The organism is Stutzerimonas nitrititolerans (genome assembly GCF_003696285.1).
Classification (GTDB): domain Bacteria; phylum Pseudomonadota; class Gammaproteobacteria; order Pseudomonadales; family Pseudomonadaceae; genus Stutzerimonas; species Stutzerimonas nitrititolerans.
Genome location: NZ_RFFL01000014.1, coordinates 123,398 through 148,203, shown reverse-complemented (window position 1 = coordinate 148,203; position 24,806 = coordinate 123,398). Strand labels below are relative to the sequence as shown.

Annotated in this window: 20 protein-coding genes; 12 read left to right on the top strand and 8 right to left on the bottom strand. The window is 63.6% G+C overall.

Annotated elements, in window-relative coordinates; all coding sequences use genetic code 11:
• Nucleotides 1–326: 326 nt before the first annotated feature.
• The 3 genes from EA795_RS17210 to EA795_RS17195 all read right to left on the bottom strand — a co-directional run bounded on the left by EA795_RS17210 (nt 327) and on the right by EA795_RS17195 (nt 4,487).
• Nucleotides 327–1,508: an integrase gene (locus EA795_RS17210; RefSeq protein ID WP_226924974.1), complete on the bottom strand. Its 1,182-nt coding sequence runs from the start codon at nt 1,506–1,508 to the stop codon at nt 327–329.
• Between the two features lie 425 nt (nt 1,509–1,933).
• On the bottom strand, nt 1,934–3,172 hold the full coding sequence (locus EA795_RS17205; RefSeq protein WP_122078621.1) for a serine hydrolase domain-containing protein: 1,239 nt from the start codon (nt 3,170–3,172) through the stop codon (nt 1,934–1,936).
• A 430-nt stretch (nt 3,173–3,602) separates the two neighbouring features.
• Nucleotides 3,603–4,487, bottom strand: a complete 885-nt coding sequence (locus tag EA795_RS17195; RefSeq protein WP_122078617.1) for a helix-turn-helix domain-containing protein — start codon at nt 4,485–4,487, stop codon at nt 3,603–3,605.
• Between the two features lie 181 nt (nt 4,488–4,668).
• On the opposite strand from EA795_RS17195, the gene EA795_RS17190 reads away from it, so the two are divergent.
• From EA795_RS17190 to EA795_RS17165, 6 genes are all read left to right on the top strand, one after another.
• On the top strand, nt 4,669–6,729 hold the full coding sequence (locus tag EA795_RS17190) for an FUSC family protein (protein WP_122078615.1): 2,061 nt from the start codon (nt 4,669–4,671) through the stop codon (nt 6,727–6,729).
• Nucleotides 6,726–6,935 (top strand): DUF1656 domain-containing protein, encoded by a 210-nt coding sequence (locus EA795_RS17185; RefSeq protein WP_014852817.1) that lies wholly within the window; start codon nt 6,726–6,728, stop codon nt 6,933–6,935. Before EA795_RS17190 ends, EA795_RS17185 begins: the two co-directional genes overlap by 4 nt.
• The gene (locus EA795_RS17180) at nt 6,932–7,831 is read left to right on the top strand and encodes an efflux RND transporter periplasmic adaptor subunit (protein ID WP_043942601.1); all 900 of its coding nucleotides are present in this window, start codon (nt 6,932–6,934) and stop codon (nt 7,829–7,831) included. The genes EA795_RS17185 and EA795_RS17180 overlap by 4 nt, the downstream gene beginning before the upstream one ends.
• Nucleotides 7,828–9,288 carry an efflux transporter outer membrane subunit gene (locus EA795_RS17175; RefSeq protein ID WP_122078613.1) on the top strand — a complete coding sequence of 487 codons (1,461 nt, stop codon included), beginning with the start codon at nt 7,828–7,830 and terminating at the stop codon, nt 9,286–9,288. Before EA795_RS17180 ends, EA795_RS17175 begins: the two co-directional genes overlap by 4 nt.
• Before the next feature lie 162 nt (nt 9,289–9,450).
• Complete coding sequence (locus EA795_RS17170; protein ID WP_043942785.1) at nt 9,451–10,401, top strand: LysR family transcriptional regulator; 951 nt, start codon at nt 9,451–9,453, stop codon at nt 10,399–10,401.
• Between the two features lie 255 nt (nt 10,402–10,656).
• Nucleotides 10,657–10,893: a DUF2790 domain-containing protein gene (locus EA795_RS17165; RefSeq protein ID WP_014852813.1), complete on the top strand. Its 237-nt coding sequence runs from the start codon at nt 10,657–10,659 to the stop codon at nt 10,891–10,893.
• A 25-nt stretch (nt 10,894–10,918) separates the two neighbouring features.
• On the opposite strand, the gene ligD is transcribed toward EA795_RS17165, so the two are convergent.
• Nucleotides 10,919–13,441, bottom strand: a complete 2,523-nt coding sequence (ligD, locus tag EA795_RS17160; protein WP_122078612.1) for a DNA ligase D — start codon at nt 13,439–13,441, stop codon at nt 10,919–10,921.
• 10 nt (nt 13,442–13,451) lie between these two features.
• Nucleotides 13,452–13,757: a hypothetical protein gene (locus tag EA795_RS17155; protein ID WP_058075863.1), complete on the bottom strand. Its 306-nt coding sequence runs from the start codon at nt 13,755–13,757 to the stop codon at nt 13,452–13,454.
• Between the two features lie 287 nt (nt 13,758–14,044).
• Between EA795_RS17155 and EA795_RS17150 the strand changes: the two genes are divergently transcribed.
• A complete protein-coding gene (locus EA795_RS17150) occupies nt 14,045–14,317 on the top strand; it encodes a DUF1652 domain-containing protein (protein ID WP_058075864.1) in 273 nt (90 codons plus the stop codon).
• 4 nt (nt 14,318–14,321) lie between these two features.
• Here EA795_RS17150 and EA795_RS17145 read toward each other — a convergent pair whose 3' ends face one another.
• The 3 genes from EA795_RS17145 to EA795_RS17135 all read right to left on the bottom strand — a co-directional run bounded on the left by EA795_RS17145 (nt 14,322) and on the right by EA795_RS17135 (nt 15,927).
• Nucleotides 14,322–14,591, bottom strand: coding sequence for a DUF2061 domain-containing protein (locus EA795_RS17145; RefSeq protein ID WP_058075865.1), 270 nt, complete (start codon nt 14,589–14,591; stop codon nt 14,322–14,324).
• A 90-nt stretch (nt 14,592–14,681) separates the two neighbouring features.
• Nucleotides 14,682–15,212 (bottom strand): ferritin-like domain-containing protein, encoded by a 531-nt coding sequence (locus EA795_RS17140; RefSeq protein WP_058075866.1) that lies wholly within the window; start codon nt 15,210–15,212, stop codon nt 14,682–14,684.
• 199 nt (nt 15,213–15,411) lie between these two features.
• On the bottom strand, nt 15,412–15,927 hold the full coding sequence (locus EA795_RS17135) for a CinA family protein (RefSeq protein ID WP_122078610.1): 516 nt from the start codon (nt 15,925–15,927) through the stop codon (nt 15,412–15,414).
• Between the two features lie 279 nt (nt 15,928–16,206).
• Here EA795_RS17135 and glgA point away from each other — a divergent pair, with 279 nt between their 5' ends.
• Genes glgA through EA795_RS17110 form a run of 5 tightly spaced genes read left to right on the top strand, consistent with a single transcriptional unit; the run spans nt 16,207 to nt 24,768 of the window.
• Nucleotides 16,207–17,757, top strand: coding sequence for a glycogen synthase GlgA (gene glgA / locus EA795_RS17130; RefSeq protein WP_122078608.1), 1,551 nt, complete (start codon nt 16,207–16,209; stop codon nt 17,755–17,757).
• Nucleotides 17,744–19,531, top strand: a complete 1,788-nt coding sequence (gene treZ / locus EA795_RS17125) for a malto-oligosyltrehalose trehalohydrolase (RefSeq protein WP_240645034.1) — start codon at nt 17,744–17,746, stop codon at nt 19,529–19,531. The genes glgA and treZ overlap by 14 nt, the downstream gene beginning before the upstream one ends.
• Nucleotides 19,521–21,602, top strand: coding sequence for a 4-alpha-glucanotransferase (malQ, locus tag EA795_RS17120; RefSeq protein WP_122078604.1), 2,082 nt, complete (start codon nt 19,521–19,523; stop codon nt 21,600–21,602). Before treZ ends, malQ begins: the two co-directional genes overlap by 11 nt.
• Nucleotides 21,599–24,412: a malto-oligosyltrehalose synthase gene (locus tag EA795_RS17115; protein WP_122078602.1), complete on the top strand. Its 2,814-nt coding sequence runs from the start codon at nt 21,599–21,601 to the stop codon at nt 24,410–24,412. Before malQ ends, EA795_RS17115 begins: the two co-directional genes overlap by 4 nt.
• Entirely contained in the window at nt 24,409–24,768 is a 360-nt protein-coding gene (locus EA795_RS17110) for a DUF2934 domain-containing protein (RefSeq protein ID WP_058075872.1), read from the top strand. Before EA795_RS17115 ends, EA795_RS17110 begins: the two co-directional genes overlap by 4 nt.
• Nucleotides 24,769–24,806 lie beyond the last annotated feature (38 nt).

Below are 24,806 nucleotides of genomic sequence, written 5' to 3'. Positions count from 1 at the left end.
TTGAGGCCTCCACGAAACCCGGGGTGATTCATCAACTGATCGAGAGATGCGTGACCGAATCGAATGGACGCTCCGGTGAACTGAAGATTAGAAACGGCGAAGCACGTGAACCAAAGATTGGAAACGGGAGGGCACAGAGTGAACCGAAGGTTAGAAACGGAGAGCTCAATCCCGTTTCGAATCTGTAGTTACCAGAAATTCGAATCTTTAGTTCAGATCACTAAAGAATGCATCTAAATCAGCGCTTCTGGATCAGTATAGAGCAATATCCGGGTCTGGTGATTATCGGATATTACAAGCACCTTGACCGCAAGCTGGTCGTTACTTCACTCACGGTAATATCTGCCGTAGGTGTAAGCGATACTCGTAATACGTAGATCTCGCTGCAGTTCGGCGGGCTCGCGGGTTTGAGCAGCACTCCTCGCGCCACTGTCCCTCAAAAACCTGAGGCTAGATCCAAGTAAAACATTCCAATGATCACCACATTCTCCTGAAGAGGTAATAGCCGCATGCACCTGTCTGAGAGCTCCTTGAACAATATCTCGAATTTGACGAACAGAAAGCCCCGGACGCCCATAGCTAGTCTCCAACATGGGTACTCCCTCATCTTGCTCCGGCAACGGCGATAGACCTCGGCTTTTCCGGTAGCGTTTCAGATAGGGCAAGAATTTTGGGTTGACTGCGAGCCTTTGCGACGGCGTGCCTGGAGCATCTAGCACCAGCCACCACTTGCCGTCCTCAAGCACGAAGCAATCCATACTTGGACAGTATTCGCCAGATTTTGCGAGATCCGCAGCTCGCAAGTACATAAAAACCGTCGCCGCCACTATAAAAAGAGCACGCTCGTCTGTCGGATTGACTACTGCGCGGCACTCTAGAATCCGTAATACATGATATAGCTGGTCTGAACTAAGATATCTGCGAACAGGGTAAATCCCACTCTCTGCATTTCCATTGTGCGATCGAGACGCAGTGACCGGATTGAGTGCTGCCGCATCTTCTGCATGGAGAAAATTGTAAAAAGAACTACAGATGCTGTGTATCTGTCGCAAGGTACCCGTAAACGGTCGATAGGAGTCAGCCTCTGTTTGGCTTCGAATATCGAAAGGTCGCCAGCCTTCGTTAAAAGTCCAATTCCCATCATCTTGAATAAATCGGACCGCCGGCGAAGCACCGACCCAATTCGAAGGTGGCTTTTTGCAGAAAGAGAGGAACTGTCCAAATTGATCACGGTTTAACGTCAACGCCGATTTTCCGGCAAAAACCCAGCTCCAAAGAAGCAAGCGCTCAACAAATGTACGGTAATTACCGAAAGTCCCCGGGGCACGGTTATGGCGCGCAAGGAAGCGCAGGCTCCATTTAAAATCCTTCTCGACATCAAGCTCAGTCGAGAAACTCTTGAGGTAGGCCGCAACACAGGGGTAGCGAGCATAATACTGCTCGATGCCCAGGACCATTGACTCGGGACCGGCAAAGAGTGGATGCGGGTCTATGGTGTATGCTGGCATCGGAGACTCCAGCGGCCGGTGGCGAAATCTAGAGTTGCTTTCCGTAACCGTAGCAGAGCATTTCTAGTCTTGTTTTTATTTTTTTTAACCAGTCAAAATTGCTTCAGGAGTCCACTTTTTTGACTGTATATCGGCGGGCAACGAAAGGGTCTCCAGGATCCTGCAGCTTCCATATCATTGATTAATCTGTATTTTTTTTGAGCAAGATTTGTCTCTTTTATTGTCAGGAGCCACATATGCCTCAGGCGTAACCATAACGGCTTATTTAACATAATATAGATTATGCGAAGCATGATAAGCTGAGGTCGGGTGGGAAATGATGGATGCGCCATCGTTGATCGTTGAGTGATCGCACTGACTCCTCAGCAGCGCTGCGATACCAAGCCCGCCCAAGTTAAGGACGGGCTCGGTCAACGAAACGACGATTACCGCTTCAGCGCCTCGACGGCTGCAGCGAAGAAATCGTTGTCCTTGATCGGCGCCATGCCCTGCGGTTTGGGCAGCGCGCCCCATACCACGATCACGACGTTCTCCCGTGGGTTCATGTAGACGTGCTGGCCGAAGATGCCGCGGGCTTCGAAGGCGCCTTCGTTCGGCGTGCCTTCGGACTCGGGAATCGGCCACAGCATGTAGCCGTAGTCGACCTGCTTGCCGTCGATGGTCTTCGGCGAGCCCGCTTCTTCGATCCATCCCTCGGGCAGGATGCGTTCGTCACCGGCGACACCGTCGTTGAGCAGGAACAGGCCGAAACGGCCGTAGTCGCGCAGCGTCGCGGAAAGGCCGCTGCCGCCTACCTCGAGGCCATCGGGCGATTCGAGCCACCAGGTGGCGTCCGACTCCATGCCGACCTTGCTCCAGATCCGCTCCGACAGATACTGGCTCACCGGCTTGCCGACCGCAGCGCGAACCAGCGCCCCGGCGACGTGGGTTTCGCCCGTGCTGTAGTTCCAGCGTGTGCCTGGCTCGGCGGCGCGAGGCAGTTTGGCCATCAATGCCAGCACGCCACCGGGTGTCTGGGCGTTCTGCACTTCGAGCATGCGGCGACGGTCCGATTTCGGGTCGGTGTAGGTCTCGTTCCAGCCCACGCCTGAGGCCATTTGCAGCAGATTGCGCACGCTCACACCGTCATAGGCGCTGCCCTTGAGCTCCGGCAGGTATTGGACGATGAGATCGTCGATGCTCTTGATGTGCCCGTCCTGGATGGCCGCGCCGACCAGCGTGGCGGTGATGGATTTCACCACCGACATGGACATCCAGCGGGTGTCTTCGGTGTTGCCGAGCTGGTAGTTCTCGTGGGCGATCTTGCCATCCTTGATGACCAGCAAGCCGCTGACACGGTTAAGCGACACGTAGTCGTACAGGTCGTATGGCTTGCCGTTGGACTCGAACTTGAAGTTCTCCAGCGGCTTCTGTGCGGCGGGAAGCGGCAGCACCTTACCGCCCTGCCTGACCGCACCAGTGGCGAACAGTCGATCGATGTTGCGGAAGGTGTTCACCTGGATGCCAGGCATGAGCGCGCCGTCATAGACCTGCTGGACGGTGCCGATGGGCTCATCGGCATGCGGGTTCGTCACTTCGGCAGCCAGGCACAGGGAGGCTGAAAGGGTCATTGCGGTAGCCAGGATGAGGCGTTTGAAAGGAACGACATTGGATACGACAGGCATTGAGCGACTCCATGGATTTTCTTCTTATGTCAGGGGAAGACCGACGGGCAATATCTGCCGCTGGGCTTTCTCCCTTGCATGTGGAGCCTCTTTGCCTGCAACAGTTCGTTCCAAGGCTCTACCCTGCCCCTTTCAGCCGCGCTGAGGCACGAAATGCGCCTAGGGTCTGTTCCCGTTTCGTACGCGTTCGCGCCGGAGCCTGTTTTTGCGCGAGGCAAGGCACGAGAAGCGAAGTTTGGTCGTTCCAAATAAGCGACGAGAAACGCCGCATCGCGCAAAAACAGGCCCGGCCCGAAGGGTTGCGCGGCAAATGTCGCCATGCGGCGTTGCGGAACTTGGCAAGGGAGCGAGTCCCGCGCCTTGCGGAACGCCGCCCGGCCTGGCGACATTTGCCGCAGCAACGCGGAGTGCGACGAAACGGGAACAGACCCTAACTCCCTACCCGGCGAAACGCCATGCGGAATTCACTGGGTCTCTGGCCGGCATGCTTGCGGAAATAACGGCTGAAATAGGCGCTGTCGGCGAATCCCAGTTCATGGGCGATCTGTTTGATTTCCCGTTCCGTGTACGCCAGTTGCCTCTGCGCTTCACGGATGGTGCGCTCGTTGATCACAGATGTCGGCGATTCGCCCAGTTCGTTGCGGCAGATACGGCCCAGCGTCGTCGGCGTAACGCCCAGGGTTTCCGCGTAGCGTGCGAGTGACCAGTGATTGCGAAAATGCGCGTCCACCAGCTCGCGGAATCGATTCAGCACGGCGACATGGCGCGGGTTGCTGATCGGCTGCGCCGGAGCCGGTGCCTCCAGGCGCGCGATGCGCATCAGCAGGGCCAGCAGCAAGGCGTGCCCCGCCGCCACGTTGCCGCGCTCGGGGCTGTCCGCCTCCTCCTCGATGAGGCGGAACAGCGGCCAGATCGGCTCTTCGCCGTTGGCCTGCCATGGCAGCGGAAATACGCGCGGACGCTGGATCATGGCCAGCAGCTCGCTGGACAGGATGCCCGCCATCGATTCCAGCGGTCGCTGCGCGGCGGTGATCACCGGACCGTCGCAATCCTGGCTATAGGTGAAGGCATGTACGGTCCGGCGCGGCAGCAATATCAGGCACGGGGCCTCGAACGGCATGCGGCTGTTTTCCAGCGACACCTCACCCACACCGCTGCGGATATAGAGAATCTGGAGCAATGAGTCGTGCTGGTGGGGCTTGATCTCACGTTGGTGCAGTTCGCTGCGCTCGTTGATCCACTCCAGATGCAGCATGTCCTGCCATGCCGGCCGCGCACGCTCACCATACAGCGCGTAGTTGGGGATGTCTTTCATCGGATTTCCGAAGTCCGGGCGCGACATAAACGCGCAGGTAGGAATTTGAGCGATTTGTCCGATTGGTTGTTCGATCTGTCACGTCGCCTTGACGTTAAATGTAACGACTTGTGTGCAGCCGTACCGCCTCGGTAATCCTCCTCTTCGGTACGGCATCAGAAAAAGATCGAACATTCTATCCATGAACATGCCGACCTGGCGTGAATGGCTGTTTTCCGCCAAAGCGCTGATTGCCGCCTTGCTTGCGCTCTATCTCGCCCTCGCGATACCGCTGGACAACCCTTACTGGGCCATGGCCTCGGTGTACGTCGTCTCTCATCCCTTGTCCGGCGCCACCCGGTCGAAGGCGATCTACCGTGCGCTTGGCACCTTGCTGGGCGCGGCGGCGTCGGTGGTCCTTCTGCCGATGTTCGCCCAGCAGCCGGTGATGCTCAGCCTGGCGATTTCCGTCTGGATCGGCGCCCTGCTCTATCTGGCGCTGAGCGATCGCTCTCCGCGCAGCTACATCTTCCTGCTCGCGGCCTATACGGTGCCGCTGATCAGCCTGGCCGAGGTCAACCATCCGGCGACCATCTTCGACGTCGCGCTCGCCCGCTCGGAAGAGATCCTGCTGGGCATCGTCTGCGCCAGCCTGGTCAATGCCGTGTTGTTTCCCAGCCGGATCGCCCCGGTGCTGGGCGAGAAGATGGGGCTGTTGCTGCACGATGGCCGGGCCGCCGTCAGTCGCATGCTCAATTCGCATCACCTGGGTGAGACGGACCAGCATGCGCTGAACGTACTGCTGGTGGACGTGATGGGGCTCGACAGCATGATCACGCACCTGGCGTACGACAGCAGCAGCCATCGCTCGACCGTTCATGCCCGCGAGTTCCGGGCACGCATGGCGATGCTGATGCCACAGTTGATCTCCACCGCCGATGCGCTGCATCGACTGCAACGGGAAGCGGATGGCCTGCTGCCGGAGCTGGAGGAACACCTGGCCTGGGTGGACGCCTGGATTCAGGGAGCGGATCGCCAGACCACGGCCGAACAGTTGCGCGAGCGCAGTCTGCAACTGGAAGCCTGGCTGTGCGATACCCATCCGCATTACGCGCTGGTCATCGACAGCGGCTTGCGCCAGCTGCGTGCATTGATCGACTTGTGGCAGGACTGCTGCAACCTGCACCAGCAGTTTCTCCAGGGGCATGCCGACAAGCCCGTCGAGCTGCGCTACCGCGTTCAGCAGCTGGTGGGCGGCCCACGCCATTACGATCGTGGCCTGCTGGCATTCTCGGCCGCGTCGGTCGCGGTGTCGGTCTTCTGCCTGAGCATGCTGTGGTTCGTGTCCGGCTGGGAACATGGCTACAGCGGCGTGTTCATCGCAGCCGTCTCGGGCTGTTTCTTCGCCAACCAGGACAACCCCGCGCCCTTCATCAAGTCGTTTCTGGTGGCCACGGTGATTTCCATGCTGGCCGCCGGCATCTACCTGTTCGCGCTCATGCCCAACGTGCACGATTTCGGCAGCCTGGCGACCCTGCTCGCCATTCCACTGTTGCTGCTCGGCACGCTGGCCGGGCGACCGCAATATGCGGGCACGGTGATTCTGGTGGCGGTGCAGACCATTTCCAGCATCACGCTTCAGGACAGCTTCAAGGCCGACTTCGAGCTGTTCGCCGATATCGCCATTTCCACGGTGCTCGGAGTTATCTTCGCCCTGCTCTGGGCACGCCTGACCAAGCCGTTCGGCACGCTCTGGGCAGCGCGACGTCTGGCGCGACACGGCTGGTTGAAGCTGGCCGAACTTGCCATCAGCGGGCGCCGGCAGAACCCTGCCGATGTCGCCTCGAGCATCATCGACCGGACCGGCCAGCTATTGCCGCGCCTGGGCCAGCTGGGTGACAACGGCCTGGCGCTGAACGACGCGACCCGCGAACTGCGCATCTGTTTTCGCCTGCTGGAACTGCACGAGCTGCGCCTTACCCCTGCACTGGAGCAGCAGCTGCAACCCGTGCTGAACGGCATTCACGACTATTTCATCGCCTGCGCGAAAACGCACCGGCAGTTGCCCGCCCCGCCGCGGTTGCGACAGGAGCTGGATGCCCTGCTGCGCGCCCTGCAGGCGAACCCCACACGTATTGCCCGCAGCACGGCCCAGACGCTGCACGGACTGAGGCTGGCGCTGTATGCGGACGCCCCCGCCAGCGTCTGCATACAGCCAGCAAACCCGGTACTGCCCAGCGGATCGATTGGAGCCTCCATATGACCGGCCATCTGAATATCTATGGCGTCTACGTGCCCATGCTGCTGGTGGCCATGCTGGCTGCCTACCTGGTGAAGAGCCTGCTCGGCACGCTGCTGCAGCGCCTGGGTTTCTACCGTTGGGTCTGGCACCCCCCGCTGTTCAACCTCGCCCTGTACGTCATGGTGCTCGGCGTTCTGTTCAACCTCTGCGCGAGACTCGCTTCGTGAATAAATGGATACCTGCCGCTGGCTCCGTGCTGTTGACCCTGCTGGCCGTAGCCATCGCCGTCGTCGTCAGCCTGCATCTCTGGGATTACTACATGGAATCGCCATGGACCCGCGACGGTCATGTGCATGCCGACATCATTCAGGTGGCGCCGGACGTATCCGGCCTGGTCACCGAGCTCAAGGTGCGTGACAACCAGAAGGTCAGCCGCGGCCAGGTGCTGTTCGTCATCGATCGGGCCCGCTTCGAACTGGCCGTGGCCGAAGCCGAAGCGCTGGTGATGGAACGGCGCGCCCAGCTCGATCAGGCGCAGCGTGAAGCGAAGCGCAACCGGGTACTGAAGGACCTGATCGCCGCGGAAACGGTGGAGATCGGCGATACCCTGGTCAAACGTGCCGAAGCTGCCCTGGCCACCGCCGAAGCCGCCTTGGGCGTCGCCCGCCTGGATATGGAGCGCACCACCGTGCTCAGCCCCGTGGATGGCTATCTGGGCGACCAGACCATGCGCGTCGGCGACTACGTGAAAACCGGCACGCCGGTACTCTCCATCGTCGACACCCAATCGCTGCGCATCGAAGGCTACTTCGAGGAAACCAAGCTGCACGCCATCGAGATCGGCCAGCCGGTGGACATCAAGGTCATGGGCGAGTCCCAGCATTTGCGTGGCCACGTGCAGAGCATCGCCGCCGGCATCGAGGACCGCGACCGCGTGCGCGGCACTTCGCTGCTGCCGAACATCGATCCCAGCTTCAACTGGGTACGGCTGGCCCAGCGGATTCCGGTGCGGGTGGTGCTGGACGAGGATCAGCAGACCGATATCCGCCTGGTCATCGGCCGCACCGCGACGCTGTCCGTCCTGCCCTGGCCAGCGGACGACGCGGAGTCGGCGGCGCTATGAGGTCGATTTGTCGCGCCACCCTCTTTGCCCTGGCCGGGATGCTAAGCGCCTGCACCATGGTCGGCCCCGACTATCAGGTGCCGAGCGACGCGGTGATCCAGCGGACCGACGCGGGCGCCCCGTTCGACCTGCTGGACAATGCGCAGGTGGACCAGGCGCCGCTGCCTGCCGACTGGTGGAAGCTCTATGACGACGCCCTCCTCGACCGGCTGGTCCACGAAGCGCTGGCCAACAACACCGATGTGCGGCTGGCCTACCACAACCTGCGACACGCCTACGAAGGCTTCCAGATGGCCCACCACGCCCAGGAAGTCGAGTTCGGCGCAGCCGGCTCGCTCGCTCGCGGCCAGCTTTCCAGCGAGTCGCTGGCCCTGGCTGAAAAGATACCGGTCATGAACCTCGCGGATGCCGGCCTTTCGGTGGGTTATCAGCTCGACCTGTTCGGCAAGCTCAAGCGTGCGGCGGAGTCGGCCGGTGCCAGTGCCGATGCCAGCGCAGCCGCACTGGATGCGGCGCGCATCACCGTGGTGGCCGAGGTGGTCCGCAACTACCTCGCAGCCTGCCATGCCAGCGAGGAGCTGGCGATCGCCGAGCATTCGCTGGGGATCCAGCAACAGCAGCTGGACGTGGCGAAGCGGCTGCTGGCCGGCGGTCGCGGCAATGAAGTGGACGTCGCACGGGCCCGCACGCAGGTCGAGATGCTGCGCGCCGAACTCTCTCCGTTCGAATCGAAGAAGGCCGCTGCGCTCTACCAGATCGCCGCGCTGCTCGCCCGTACGCCCGGCGATCTGCCTGCGGCGGTGGCGGCCTGCAACCACGCGCCGCAACTGGCTCAGCCGCTGCCGGTGGGCGATGGCGGCGCCCTGCTCAAGCGCCGTCCGGACATTCGCGCTGCCGAGCGCATGCTGGCCTCGGCGACGGCCGACATCGGCGTTGCCACCGCGATGATGTACCCCGAAATCACCCTCGGTGCCAGCGCCGGTTACACCGGCATGCTGGAGCATATAGGCGATCCCATTACCCGCCGCTGGAGCTTCGGCCCCAGCATTTCCTGGCACTTCCCGACCCGGGTCGACCGGGCGCGCGTCCGGGCCATGGAAGCCGGCGCCGAGGCCGCGCTGGCCCGCTTCGATGGCGTGGTGCTCGATGCCCTGCGCGAAACGCAGACGCTGCTGAGCCACTACGCCCACGACCTGCAACGCAACCAGTCCCTGCGCGATGCGCGCGATGCGGCCCGCCGCGCCGCGGACGATACGCGCCGCCTGTATCAGGAAGGTCGCCTGGCCTACCTCGACAGCCTGGATGCCGAGCGCACCCTGGCAGCGGCCGAAGCGGCGCTGGCCGATTCCGCAGCGCAGCTTTCGCGGGACCAGGTCGACCTGTTCCTATCCCTGGGTGGCGGCTGGGAAGGCAGTGGCCAGGCGGAAATTGCCGCCCGGCACCCAGTGGAGCCTTAACAGAGCCCCGGTTGTCACACATGCGGGTATGTGACCCTTCATGACATTTCGGTAGGAGCAGCTTGCTGGCGATCCCATCGACAATCATCCAGGTTTTTCACCTTCGATCGCGAGCAAGCTCGCTCCTACAGGGCCAGGATGTGGCTCAACAAGGTACTTCCGATGGATATGCTGCATGCAATGCGCGTCTTCGTACGGGTGGTGGATGCGGGAAGTTTCACCGCAGCGGCGCAACAAACGGAAACCTCCACGGCGCAGGTCTCCCGGCTGGTATCCGACCTGGAAAACCAGCTGCACGCGCGCCTGCTGCACCGCACCACCCGGCGCCTGGCGCTGACCGAGACCGGCGAGCGTTTTCTGGCCCAATGCCGGCAGATTCTCGAACAGATCGAATACGCGCGGGCCGAAGCCAGCGGCGCGCACCTGACCCCACGAGGACGCTTGCGCGTGCATGCGCTGACGGGCCTGGGCATCCAGCTACTCGCCACGCTGGCCGGGCGCTACCACGAACGCTATCCCGAAGTGACCATGGACCTGGTGCTTTCCCAACGTCAGCCCGATCTGCTGGAAGACAACCTCGACGTGGTCATCACGCTGTCCCATGAACTGCCGGACTCCGAGCTGATCGCCCAGACACTCGGCACCGTGTTTCATGTCGTCTGCGCTTCACCGCTCTACCTCGCGCAGCATGGCGTGCCCAGGGTGCCGGCGGACCTGCAGGCCCATCGCTGCCTGCGCCTGGCGGACCCGGCATTCACCGATACCTGGAGCTTCCTCGTCGACGGAGGCGAGCAATCCATCACGCCCGGCGACAGCTTCCGGGTGAACGTCGCCGAGGCGATGAGCAGTGCCGCAGAAGCCGGCATGGGCATCTGCCTGCTGCCCGACTACGTTGCAGCCCCTGCGCTGCAGCGCGGTTCGCTGGTGCGGCTGCTGCCGAATTTCCGGCTGCCGGAAAAGCACATCCATGCGCTCTATCCCTCAAGACGTTTTCTGGATGCCAAGGTCAAAACCTGGGTGGACTTTCTCAAACAGGAGCTACCGCAAGCGCTGACCGGCTACCACGAAGTGCTGCAGAACCGCGAGTACTGGGCGAGGGGCGATGACGAGTGAGCCCCGGACTGTTACCCATCCGGTAAGAATCCATCGCCTGGGGCAGTATTTTTCCAGCCTTTGCCAGCCCTTACGCTTGTCCGGTGACATCGCAGCGCCTCCCTCCGCGGGACCCGCTGCCCATCGATCGATGTTCGCTCCTTTGCTCGATTGGGATGGTCACCTTTGGCTGCACCCTCGTTGGCAGCCTCTTTTATTCCCCAGGCAATGCCCTGCCATCCTGTGCGGGCTTGCCTCCACATGGAGAAGTCGACCATGAAAAACCTGTTCTGGATTGCCGGCCTGTCCCTTGTCGCACAACTGGCCAATGCCGAGTCGCAAGCGGTCCCGTATCAGTACGGGGATCACCTGGATATCGCCAAGGTCGTCTCGCTGGACGTTCCGGCCGGCGGCTGCGAGGTGGTCGAGGCCACCATGACCTACCTCGACTCCAAGGGCGAAACCCACTCCGTGAGCTACCTGCGCCAAGGCACCGATTGCCACGACTACTGAGTCGCCAGGTTGTAGCTCAGGGCATTTAGGGTTTCAAACCCAGGCGTTCGCGCATGTCCGCGGTGATCCTTTGCCCGGTCTGGTCGATGCCCGACCAGGGATCGTCATCGCCCTGCTCTTCCAGCCGGAGCATCAGGTTGCGGATGTTCCAGAGATTGGCGCCCTTCAGTTCCGCCAGTTCGTCACGGTGGATGGGCACCGACACCGGGAGCCCTTCGCGCGCCCGTACCGAATAGGCCGCCACGGTGCTGGCACCCTGGCTGTTGCGCAGGTAATCGATGAAGATCCGGCCGATACGATTCTTCGGCCCGCTGACCGCCGAGAAGTGCTGCGGCAAGAGTTTCGCCAGGTAGCGCGCAATGGCCTGGCTGAAACCCTTCACCTCGCTCCAGTCATGGACGGGCTGCAGCGGCACCAGAATATGCAAACCCTTGCCGCCGCTGGTTTTCAGGAAGGATTGCAGGCCGATTTCGTCCAGCAGGGTCTGGGTCAACTGGGTCGCCTCGACCATGCGCTTCCACGGCAAGGCCGGATCGGGGTCGAGATCCAGGACGAAGCGGTCCGGGTGATCGAGCTCCGGCGCCAACGCATTCCAGGTGTGCAACTCGATGGTGCCCATCTGCGCCGCACCGATCAGCGCCTCGACGCTGTCGATGGTCATCAGCGCCGCGTGTTCCGGATAGAGCGCGCGGTCCAGCTGGGTGATGTGCGGAATGCTCAGTTTCTCCGTGTGTTTCTGGAAGAACAGCTCGCCTTCGATACCTTCCGGGGCGCGCACCAGCGCCAGGGGCCTATGGCGCAGGTGGGGCAATGCCCAGGGTGCGATTTCGGCATAGAAGCGCGCCAGTTCCATCTTGGTGGCGCCGATCGACTGGTCGATGATTCGCTCCGGGTTGGAAATCCGGATGGCGTCACTCTTCTTCGCCGGCGTGCTGACGGGGCGTTCGTGGGTGATCGCCCTGGCCGGTTTGTCCGCGCGCAGGCCGTGAAAAACCGAATGGCGCACCACGCCCTGGCGCGTCATCTCCGCATAGGCCACTTCACAGATCAGCTCGGGCTTGAGCCAGTGCGCGCCGCGCACTTCTGCCGCCGGCGGAGGCTTGTCCAGCGGGCAACGCTTCACCACCAGCGGCTCGAGCTTGGCGTGCAGGCTTTTCAGCGTGGCCTGGTTGAAACCGGTGCCGACCTTGCCGGCGTAACGCAGTTCGCCCTGTTCATCGTGCAGGCCGAGCAGCAATGCACCGAACCCGCTCCTCGCCCCCTTGGGGTCGGTGAAGCCGACGATGACGAACTCCTGCCGGTTCTTGCACTTGATCTTCACCCAACTGCTGCTGCGCCTGGAGACGTAGCTGCTGCCGGCGCGCTTGCCGATCAGCCCTTCGAGCTTCATCTGGCAGGCGCTCTCCAGGATGCTGTCCGGTTGTTCGGTGAAGTCGGCGGAAAAGCGCAGCAAATCGCTCGTCCCGGTTTCCAGAACCTGACGCAGCGCCGCCCGACGCTCTTCGAGCGGCACTTCGCGCAAGTCCATGCCGTTCAGATAAGGCAGGTCGAACAGGTAGAAAACGATGCGGCCGCTGCGGCCGGCTTCGAAGGCGTTCTGCAAGGCCTGGAAATCCGGCGTGCCCTCCTCGTTGGGCACCACCACCTCGCCGTCGAGCCAGGCGGATTCCAGCCCCAGCGCCGCCAGCGCCTTTGCCTGCTGCGGCATCTTCGCCGTCCAGTCATGGCCGTTGCGGGTGAACAGCCGCACCTGGCCCGACTCGATTCGCGCCAGAATGCGGTAACCGTCGAATTTGATCTCATAGCGCCAGTCGCCATCGGGCACCGACTCGACCAGCGTCGCCAGTTGCGGCTTCAGGCTTTCCGGCAGCGGCGCCGGGCGAGCGCCGGAAAGCGTGGTGGCAGATTCTTCTGCCTTGCGACTGCGGCGCCGCGCCGGTGTCTTCGCCGGTTTGGCTGCGGCTTCGGCCTTCGCCTTGCCACGCTGACGTGGGATCAGGGTGCGGTCGCTGAGCACGCTGTCCGGCTGCTCGCGGACGATGTCGTACTCGCCTTCCGGCCGCGCCGTCTCGTCGTTGGATTTGATCAGGAACCACTGCTCCTTGTTGCCGTCCATCCGCGTGCGCACCAGGTTCCAGCTTCCTGAGAGCTTTTCCCCCTCGAGCGCGAACTTCAGCTTGCCCTTGCGATAGCCCTCCTCAGGGTCGCCCTGCGGTACCCACACGCCGCGATCCCAGACAATCACATCACCGGCACCGTAGTGCCCTTCGGGAATGCTGCCCTCGAAGGTGGCGTATTCGAGCGGATGATCCTCCACGTGCACCGCCAGGCGCCTGGCCTTGGGGTCGAGCGACGGCCCCTTGGGAATCGCCCAGCTTTTCAGGGTGCCGTCCAGCTCCAGGCGGAAGTCGTAATGCAACCGCGTGGCGTCGTGCTTCTGGATGCAGTACTGCAGCGCCCCCTGCTTGCCGCGCTTGCCTGCGGGTGTGCCGCCGGGTTCGGGGGTCGCGCTGAAATCACGCTTGCGGTTGTACTCATCCAGGGCCATGGCGTGGCGGCTACTCCAGTGAGCCCGGGTCGGAAGCCGGGTCGCTCACACCACCGGGGCTGGAGTGTCGGGTGGGGTCCTTGGAATCGGCGTCACCATCATCGCCGTTGTCAGGTTGCGCCGCGGGGCGGCCATCCTCGGTCACGGTACGGCCTTTGTGATCCTTTTGCGTCTCGACGGTTTCCTGGGGCGCCGGGTTGCCCATCGTGCTCGACGACGAGCCCTCCCGATCTTCCGGTGTGCCCGCTGGATGCTGTGCGAAGGCAGGCGCGGCGACCAGAGTCGACAGCGCGATGATCAGGATGGATTTCTTCATGCGGAAAGTCCTCGGTGGCTGCCTGGTCGACGCTTGCAACGTCGCTGTCTTCTTGGGCAACGGACGCGCTCGGGGAGTTCAGGCGTTCCGCTGTCTGCCTATCCGACGAACGGAACAGCCGCACGACCAGCAGGCGCGCGGGTGCGCAGCTCTTGCGCCAGACGGTATGGACCCTGCGGTTTACAATCGATGCCGGCCTGCTAGCGTTCAAGGTGCGATGAAGGGTTGGTTACGCCGAGTCCGCATGAATTCATGCGTGAATCTGGTCCACCAGATGGAGGCCTGAGATGAACACGCGCTTACCTTTGTTGAAGATCGAGAGCATTCTGCGCAACCACCTCTACCCTTTTCGTTGCGATTGCCACGCTCAAGCCAACAGCACTCTCAGCGTCCGCCTTTATGGTGAACGCTATCAGGGTGAGGAGCTGACCGTGCTGGGCATCACCGATGATCAATGTCGCGATGCGGCGAATCTGGTCCGGCTGGCTCAGGAACTGCGCGTCGAGCTGTACGCCACCCGCGGGGCTCTGCTGTCACGCCCCGCCGGGGCCGACGACTGAAGCCTCAGGCCTTCCTTTCGCTCTCCCGGTTGCGCAGATAGCGCAGGATCAGGTCATGGCCGTAGCCTCGGGTGCGCTTTTCCCGATGGCGCCCGAAGCGGCGCCAGGCCTTTTCGTGCAGGTAGAACACCAGCGTGTTGCACAACGGCTCGATCAGCGCGACGGCGCCGCCAATGGTCACGCTACCGGTCAGCGCGTAGACCACCAGAAATGCCGTGGTGAAATGCAGAATTGCGAAGGTGAAGGTTTTCAGCAGGGGTTCTTTACTACGCATCGATCATCCAGCCGCGCTCGCTCACAACAAGGAACGTAGCGGCGATGCCGGATCGGGCCCGGCCCGCCACGTTCCCACTCGACAAGCCGCTCAGCGCTTGGCTTCCACTTCCGGCGTGGCCGCCCGGGTCAAATAAGCCTGGGTCAGCTCCGGCAGGTGCTCGCGAAGCCAGTCGGCCATGGCCACTTCCTCGGCGAGGATTCGCTCGCAGATATCCCGGGTCTGGGTATCGCCCACGGCTTCGGCGGCGGCGATGAGAATGGTGTAGGAGGCAATCTCCAGGTTCTCGAAGACATAACCTGCCTGCGCCCCTTTGACGATCTCGTCATTGACGGCCATTCCACCGAGCGCCTGCCCCATCGCCATCATCTTGCCGCCCAGATCCTTGATGCCCGAATAGGATTTGTCATAACGCTGCAGACAGCTCTCCACCAGCTTGGCCTGGTTCTGCGTTTCGGTGATGTGCTGTTCGATACGCGCTTTCAGGGCGGGATAGTTCTCGATGCGGCTGGCCTGCTTGTTCAGCATGGTTTCGGCCTGAGCCTCCATCGCGTGCGCGTCACGCAGCCATTCGATCAAACGTTCGACACGGATGTCATTGCCAGTCTGTGCGCTTTGCATGAGTTGTCTCCCATGGTTTGAAACCAAGGCGCTGCGACGCGCCACTTATCAAGTGTGAGGAGCACCCAACTCATGAGTTCCGCGCGTTCGACTGAAGGTAAGGATTGCGCTGCGCTGGTCATGCGGCGGCTTTCGAAAAGGATTCGCCCATGGCGAAACGGCCGGTTGAACGCCGAAGATAGACTGGCCGAAAAACTGATCAGGACAGGTCACTACCTTTCACTTTCTCCAGCCTCTGGATCAGTTGCCGGTATTTGCCGGGCAGCTGATCCAGCCCATGGCGCGCAGCCTGTTTGCGAATCTCCACCCGGCTGCCCTCGAATTTGACGGTCTCGCTGATGCATACCCGTTGCTCGCCATCCTTCAGGGCATAGGCATAGCACTGCGTACCGCCGGCATCTTCCTCGCTGTCATCGGCGACGCCGGTATTGGCGACGGCAATGTCGGCGACACTCGCCTGCAGCGCACCGAGGGCCATTTCGCTCGCGACTTCTTCGCTGGTCAGGCCGTACGTCTCGATGGTCTCGGGACTGACCTGCAGCAGCCCCTGCTTCGCCTCCGGCGAATAGACCACGAAGCCGCTGTCCAGCACCTGGCCGCAGCCCGGCACATCCCCCAGCAGCGAGGCCATCAGGCCACAGGTACAGGACTCCGCAGTCGTCAGCCTGAGTTCTTTGTCGGCGAGGAAATCGACCAGTTCGGCGAGGTCTTGCATGTCCGGAACTCCACTGGATTCGTTGAGTTTCCGAACCGGCCGTCAGGCGCAAGTTCCCGGCTTCCGGTTTCCGCCCAAAGGGGCCGAACTTTATCCGGAACCGACAGGTCTTGTTTTGAGATAGGCGCACGCTCTACCGCGCGCATCTTGCAACAACCGCGACAACCTCGAAGAACAACAAAACAAAAGTCTTGCGTTAGGTGGCGACGGCTTCCGGCCTTCGCATGGGAGAAACGTGCTCGTAGCTGCTCGGCCGTGCCGAGCTGGGGAGTGGGTGTTATGAGTGTTGCTGCTGTAGATGCACGGCCTTTTCGCTTGAATCACCTGCGTCCGGCGCAACCGCCGGCGGAGCGCCCTCTGCTGCAGTTGCGCAGCATGCAGGAGGGCAAGAAAAAGATCCTCTTCGTTACATCCGAACTGACCGACCTGATCAAGACCGGTGGCCTGGCCGATGTCTCGGCCGCCCTGCCCCGCGCGCTTGCGGCCTTGCACGACGTGCGCGTGCTGATACCCGGATACGCGCAGGTCATGCGGTGCGGCCTGCCGATCCGTATCGTCGGCAGCGTCAGTGGCCACGCGGACCTGCCGGCTGCCCGAATCGGCCGACTGGACATGCCGGACGGCCTGATCATCTACATTCTGATCTGCCCCGAGCTCTACGAGCGCGAAGGCCTGCCCTACACCAACGCCAACGGTCAGGACTGGCCGGACAACCCCTTGCGCTTTGCCCGCCTGGGGCTCGCCGCAGCGGACATCGCTGCCGGCACCGCCTGCATCCGCTGGGCGCCGGAGCTGGTGCATGCCCACGACTGGCCCGCAGGTCTGGCGCCGGCCTACATGCACTGGCGCGGCCTGCGCACACCAAGCGTCTTCACCATTCACAACCTGGCCTATCAGGGCAATATCGACATGAGTTTGCGGCGCTCGCTGGGGATTCCCGGTGAAGCCTGCAGCCCCGAACGCATGGAGTTCTACGGCAAGCTTTCGCTACTCAAGGCCGGTATCGCCTACGCCAGGCGGGTCACCACCGTCAGTGCCACCTATGCCCGGGAGATCACCACGTCCGAGTTCGGCTGCGGCATGGAAGGCTTCCTGAGCATGAAGGCCCGCCAGGGTCTGCTCAGCGGCCTGATCAATGGCATCGACGAGAGCTGGGAGCCGGAAGACGATGCGCACCTGATCCAGGGCTTCGGCGTTCATGACTGGGCGGGCAAGGCAGCCAACGCCGCCCATGTACGCGAGCATTTTGGCTTGGCGCCGAGCAACGGACCGCTGTTTGCCGTGGTGTCGCGACTGGTCCGCCAGAAAGGCCTGGACCTGACCATCGGCGTCGCCCGGAACATCGTCGAGGCCGGTGGCCAGCTGGCGATCCTCGGCTGCGGCGAAGCCTCCATCGAAGAAGAGCTGCGCGAGCTTTCCCGACGCAATCCCGGGCAGATCGCCGCGCGTATCGGTTTCGACGAAACCGAAGCGCGCCGCCTGTTCGCCGGCAGCGACTTCCTGCTCATGCCCTCGCGCTACGAGCCATGCGGCCTGAGCCAGATGTACGCCCAGCGCTACGCCTCGCTGCCTGTGGCCAGGCGCACCGGCGGCCTGGCCGACAGCATCGACGATGGCGTGACCGGCTTCCTCTTCGATGAGCCGACGGTGGCGAGCTATCGCCAGGCCGTGGACCGCGCCCTGTCCGTTTTCCGCCAACCACAGCTGCTCGACGCCATGCGCTGCCGGGCCATGGGCACGGGGTTCTTCTGGCGCCATGCGATCGAGCCCTACGACCACCTGTACCGGCAACTGCTGGAGGTGCGAGAAGTCGCCCATGCCACTGCTTGAACAGGATCACCCGATGACTCACCGACACGGCGCGCACCTGCTCGACCCATCCACCACAAGATTCAATCTGTGGGCACCCGATGCGAAGAGCGTCGCCCTGCTCGTGGCTGACAAGCCCTTGCCGATGCAGGCGCGGGACGATGGCTGGTACAGCATCGAAGCGCCCGTTGGCGCGGGCACGCAGTATCGCTACCTGATCGATGGTGAGCTGGAAGTACCGGACCCGGCCTCACGCGCCCAGGCCGGTGACGTACAGCAACCGAGCGTGGTGGTCGACCCGGACGGTTATCGCTGGCGCAACCCGGACTGGCGAGGCCGCCCCTGGCACGAAACGGTGCTCTACGAACTGCATGTGGGCGCCTATGGTGGCTATGCGCAGATCGAGCAACGGCTTGCCGCTCTGGCCGAACTGGGCGTGACCGCCATCGAGCTGATGCCGCTGGCGGAATTTCCCGGCGATCGCAATTGGGGCTACGACGGGGTTCTGCCTTACGCGCCCGAAGCCTCCTACGGCACGCCGGAACAGCTCAAGCAGTTGATCGACGCCGCCCATGGCCACGGGCTGATGGTGTTTCTCGACGTTGTCTATAACCACTTCGGGCCCGACGGCAACTACCTGGGGCGCTATGCCAGCGCCTTCTTCCGCCACGACCAACACACGCCCTGGGGCGATGCCATCGACTTTCGCCGGCGCGAGGTGCGGGATTTCTTCATCGATAGCGCGCTGATGTGGCTGAACGAATACCGCTTCGACGGCCTGCGCCTGGATGCGGTGCATGCCATTCCCGACCGCGACTTTCTGCTCGAACTGGCCGATCGCGTGCGCGCCGAAACCGGACCAGACCGTTACGTGCATCTCGTCCTGGAGAACGAAGACAACCGAGCCAGCCTGCTCGAACAGGGCTTCACCGCGCAGTGGAACGACGATGGCCACAACGTGCTGCACACCCTGCTCACCGGTGAAAACCAGGGCTATTACGCCGACTACTACCAGGACGCCACCGACAAGCTGGCACGTTTCCTCGGCGAAGGTTTCATCTACCAGGGCCAGAAGAATCGCCGCGGCGAACCGCGTGGCGAACCCAGCGCGCACCTTTCGCCGAGCGCCTTCGTACTGTTCCTGCAGAACCATGACCAGATCGGCAACCGCGCCTTCGGCGAGCGTCTGGTCAGCCTGAGCGATCCCGATGCCTTGAGGGCGGCGACCGTGGTGCTGCTGCTTTCGCCGATGATCCCCTTGCTGTTCATGGGCGAGGAATGGGGTGCGCGTCAGCCGTTTCTGTTCTTCACCAGCCACCACGGCGAGCTGGCCGATGCGGTACGCGAGGGCCGACGGGGCGAGTTCGCCGAATTCGACGACTTCGCCGATGCCGAAACCCGCGCACGCATTCCCGACCCCAACGCGGTGGAAACCTTCGAGGCATCCCGGCCGGACTTCACCAGCGCCAGCGAACCGGGCCATGCCGAATGGCTGGCCCTCTATAGGACCCTGCTGCAGATCCGCCATGCCGAGATCGTCCCGCGGCTGCCTGGTGCCCGTTTCTTCGGTTCGGCGGCGCTCGGCAAGGCCGCGGTCCTTGCGCGCTGGAAGATGGCCTACGGCAGCACCCTGCGGCTGGAACTGAACCTGGGCCCGGCTTCGGTGCCGCTCACCGCCCCGCGCGGCGCCGCGCGGTTACTGTTCTCCAACCGTGACCTGAGCGACGGACGCTTTGCCGATCAGCTGCCCGCGGGCACCGCCGCAATCTATCTGGATGAGTCCAATGAGCGATGAGCGCCTCGAACACCTGGCAAAGGCGGCTGGGCTGTCCATCGACTGGATCGACGCCGACGGTCGCGACCAGCGCGTACAGCCGCAAGTGCTACGCGCCGTACTCGCCGGCCTCGGCCTGAGCGCCGAAACGGAAGAGGACATCGAGCAAAGCCTGGAGAAACTTCACCTTGGCCACCAAGCTGCTGACCTGCCGCCGCTGATCACGGCGGACCAGGGAGTTCCGCTGAGCCTGGAGGACTTCTTCGACGCCCACACGCCTTACCAGCTGCAGCTCGAAGAGGGTTCCCGGCAGACGGGCGAGCTGGATGCCCATGCTCGCCTGGCCGCCATCGACGTGCCCGGCTACCACCAGTTGCAGATCGCCGGGCAGCAGCTGACCCTCGCCGTCGCGCCACCGGTCTGCCCCAGCGTGGAGGACATCGCCGGCCAATCGGCTTGGGGGATCACCGTCCAGCTCTATAGCCTGCGGCGCCCCGGCGATGGCGGCCTGGGCGATACCCTGGCGCTGGAAGCCCTGACACGCAGTGCCGCGGCACAGGGCGCGGCCGCACTGGGCATCAGCCCGCTGCACGCCATGTTCGTCGGGCGCGGCGATCAGTACAGCCCCTATTCGCCCTCCAGTCGGCTCTTCTACAACGTGCTGCACGCCGCGCCGGGTGCCATCCTCGGCGAAGAACCGTTGCGCCTGGCCATCGAAGCCTGCGGGCTCGAGGGGCCGCTGCGGCAGCTCGAAGCACTCGATCTGATCGATTGGGCGGCCGTGACCGAGACGCGTCAGTGCCTGCTGCGCACGCTCTATGAGCACTTCATGACCGGCGGCAATGCCCTGCAGCAGGACTTCGCCAGCTTCCGCGAAGCCGGTGGCGAGGCGCTGGAGAACCATTGCCGGTTCGAAGCCCTGCACGCCACCCTGCTCGACGAGAACGGTTACTCGCAGCATTGGCGGCAATGGCCCGAGCGGTACCGCACGCCGGAAAACCCGGCCGTGCAGCGCTTCGCCGAGGAAAACGCCGACGAAGTGAGCTTCTACGCATTCTGCCAATGGCTCATCGCCCGCGGCCTGGAACGTGCACAAGCGGCGGCGCGCGGCGCGGGCATGGCCATCGGGCTGATCAGCGATCTGGCCGTGGGCGCCGACGGCGGCGGCAGCCAGGCCTGGAGCCGGCAGGACGAAGTGCTGGCCGCCCTGAGCGTGGGCGCGCCACCGGACATCCTCAATCGCAACGGGCAAAGCTGGGGCATTGCCGCCTTCTCCCCCTGGGGACTCAAGGCCCATGGCTACCGTGCCTTCATAGAGATGCTTCGCGCCAACCTCGCCCACGCTGGCGGCATGCGCATCGACCACGTGATGGGGCTGATGCGGCTGTGGGTGACGCCGGTCGGCGCCGGCCCCGAGCATGGCGCCTACCTCAACTACCCCTTCGACGACTTGCTGCGCCTGCTCACGCTCGAGGCCTGGCGCCACAATGCGGTGATCCTCGGCGAAGACCTGGGCACGGTCCCCGAGGGATTGCGCGAAAAACTCATATCGCGGCGGATCCTCGGCATGCGCGTACTGCTGTTCGAACATGACGGCAAGGCGTGCTTCAGACCGGCCAGCGAATGGTCGGCGGATGCGCTGGCGACCACCACCACCCACGATCTGCCGACAATCCGGGGCTGGTGGGGCGGACATGACATCGACTGGCGCATCCGCGTCGGGCAGAACCGCGAGGAAGATCGTCAGCAGCAGACCGAGGAGCGCGACCGGGAACGCCGGGGGTTGAATGCCGTGCTGCGTCCATATGCGACCGAGTCCCCGGAAGAGCTGCTCGATCCCATGAGTGCGGTGCAAGCCAGCGCCTGCTTCATCGGCCAAACCCCAGCGCCGCTGGCGCTGTTGCCGATGGAAGACGTACTGGCGCTGGAGGAGCAGCCGAACATGCCCGGCATCGTCGACGCTCACCCCAACTGGCGGCGGCGCTACCCCGGCGATAGCGCCACGCTGCTCGATCAACCGGACAGCACTCGGCGCCTGCGCTGCCTGGCTGAAGCACGACGCCGCCGGACACAAGGAGAAGAACCGCGATGAAACCTCTCAGCGCGACCTTGCGGTTGCAGTTCCACCGCGACTTCACTCTCGATCACGCCACCGAGCTGGTCGGCTACTTCGCCAGTCTCGGCATCAGCCACCTCTATGCCTCTCCCCTGCTCACGGCGCGTCCCGGCTCGATGCATGGCTACGACGTCATCGACCCCACGCGTATCAATCCCGAACTGGGCGGCGAACCGGCCCTGCGCCGCCTGGTCGAGGCGCTGCGCCGGGAAGGCATGGGGCTGATCCTGGACATAGTCTCCAACCACATGGCCGTCGGCGGCCGCGGCAATACCTGGTGGCTGGACGTGCTGGAGTGGGGACGGCGCAGCCCCTATGCGCAGTTCTTCGACATCGAATGGAATTCGCCCGACCCCCTGCTCGAAGGCCAATTGCTGGTGCCCTTCCTCGGCAGCGACTACGGCGAGGCGCTGCAGCAAGGCAGTATCCCGCTGCGCCTGGATGCCGAGCACGGCGCCCTCTATGCCGAACACTACGAGCACCGCTTCCCCATCACGCCACCCAGCTACGGCGAAGTGCTGCGCCTGAGCGACGATGCCGAGCTGCGCTCGCTGGCCCAGCATTTCGACGCGCTGAAGACCGAGCCGGCGCCCTACCAGACTGCTCTTCAATTACGTGCCGAGCTGGCGAAGCGACTGCAAGACGGTGCTACCCGGCAACGCCTCGAAGCCGCGCTCGGGCATTACGACTCCACCACCGAGGAAGGCTTCAGGCGCCTGCACGGCCTGCTCGAACGCCAGCACTACCGCCTCGCCAGCTGGCGTACCGCCGGCGACGACATCAACTGGCGACGCTTCTTCGACATCAACGAACTGGGCGGCTTGCGCGTCGAGCGCCCGGTGGTGTTCGAAGAAACCCACGCGAAGATATTCGAGCTGATCGGCGAAGGCCTGGTCGACGGGTTGCGCATCGACCACATCGACGGCCTGGCCAACCCGCGTGGCTACTGTCGACGCCTGCGCCGTCGCGTCGATCGGCTGAACGCCGGGCGGCCCGCCGAAGCGGCGCAGGATCACGTGCCGATCTACGTCGAGAAGATTCTCGCCGCCGGCGAGCGGCTGCACGACGACTGGGGCGTGGACGGCACCACCGGCTACGAATTCATGAACCAGGTGTCGCTGCTGCAGCACGACCCGGCCGGCAAAGCCGTGCTCTGCGGTTTGTGGAGCGAAACGGCCGAGCGGCCCGAGGACTTCATGGACGAGGTGCGACAGGCTCGCCAGCTGGTGCTCACCGGGCCCCTGGCCGGCGATTTCGAGACCGTTGCGCAGGCGCTCTTGCAGGTCGCCCGGCATGACCTGATGACCCGCGACATCACCCTCGGCGCGATACGCCGCGCGCTGCTGGAGCTGATCGTGCATTTCCCGGTGTATCGCACCTATATCGCGGCCCAGGGGCGGCGCAGCGCCGATGAGCCGTTCTTCCAGCAAGCCCTGGCCGGCGCACGCACGACACTCGGCGAGGCGGACTGGCCACTGCTCGATCACCTGGACCGCTGGCTGGGTGGCGAGCCGTTGCGCTCGCTACCGCCAGGGCCGGCCCGGCGGATTCGCCGCTACGCCTGCGTGCGCTTTCAGCAGCTGACCTCGCCCGCCGCCGCTAAGGCCGTCGAGGATACCGCCTGCTATCGCTCTGGCGCCCTGCTCTCGCGCAACGACGTGGGCTTCGATCCGCAGCAATTCAGCGCGCCGGTGGAGTCCTTCCACGACGAATGTCTGGCCCGTGCCGAACATTTCCCGCGCAATCTGCTGACCACCGCCACCCACGACCACAAGCGCGGCGAGGATACCCGCGCGCGCCTGGCGGTACTCAGCGAGCGTGCCGAATGGTTCGCCGGCAAGGTTCGCCACTGGCGGCAGTCGGCCGACGCCCTGCGCCAGGAGCTGGCCGATGGCAGCGCGCCCTCGGCAGGCGACGAAATGATGCTGTTCCAGGTGCTCCTCGCCAGTTGGCCACCGGAACTGGCTGCCGATGATCGCGAAGCGATGGGTGACTTCTGCCAACGAATCATCCGGTGGCAGGAAAAGGCCATTCGCGAAGCCAAGCTGCGCAGCACCTGGAGCGATCCCAACAGCGATTACGAGCGCGCCTGCCATGAATACACCGAAGGCCTGCTGCTCGGCGAGCATTGCCAGGCCCTGCGCGGCGAGATAGCCGCTGCCGCCGCCGAGCTGGCCCCGGCCGGCGTCTTGAACAGCCTGACCCAGACGCTGCTGCGCATGACCACGCCGGGCGTTCCGGACCTGTACCAGGGTGCGGATTTCTGGGACTTCAGCTTGGTCGATCCGGACAACCGCCGCCCCGTCGATTTCGCCGCCCGCCGCAGCGCACTCGACCTGGACGCACGACCGGAACACCTGCTTAGCCGGTGGCAGGACGGGCGCATCAAGCAATGGCTGATCGCGCGGACGCTGAAGCTGCGCCTGGCGCAACCCCGGCTGTTCACCGAAGGCCGCTACCTTCCCTTGAAGGTCGCCGGCGAGCATGCCCAGTGCCTGGTCGCCTTCGCCCGTGAGTTCGAGGGCAGCTGGCTGATCGTGGTGGCGGCTCGCCTGGCAGCAGCGCTGCTGGGCGACAGCCCGACACCGCAGATAGCCGCCGAGCGCTGGGGCGATACCCGAATCCAGTTGCCCGATGCGCTGAACGGCGTACCGCTCACGCGACTTTTCGACGGAAATACAGTCACACCCAAACAAGCGGCTTTGCACGCCCGGCAAGCTCTGGGCGCGCTGCCGGTGGCGCTTTTTCAAATAACAATCAACTCGTCAGGAGATCAGCAACGATGAACCAACAAGAGCAACGCATCCGCGAGCTTGCGTACGAGATCTGGCTATCCGAAGGCCGCCCCGAGGGACAGGACGCGCGGCACTGGGAAATGGCCTGCAAACTGGCCGAGGCACAGAGCGGCACGGCCCCCGCCAAACCCGCAGGCCGGACCCGCAAGACCGCCACGAAGCCGACCGATGCGACTCCTGCGAAAGCGGCGGGCAGCGCACAGGGCGTGAAACCTGCGAAAGCCGCAGCCGCCGCCAAAGGCAGCGCCAAGGCCACCTCCAAAGCGGCCACCGATGCTCAGGCGGGAACCCCGGACGCTATCAAGAAGACCCGGACGCCACGATCGGCCAAAACGACCGAGCGCTAGAGTCTGTTGTCGGCGTCACTTCAGCGGCAAGGATCAAC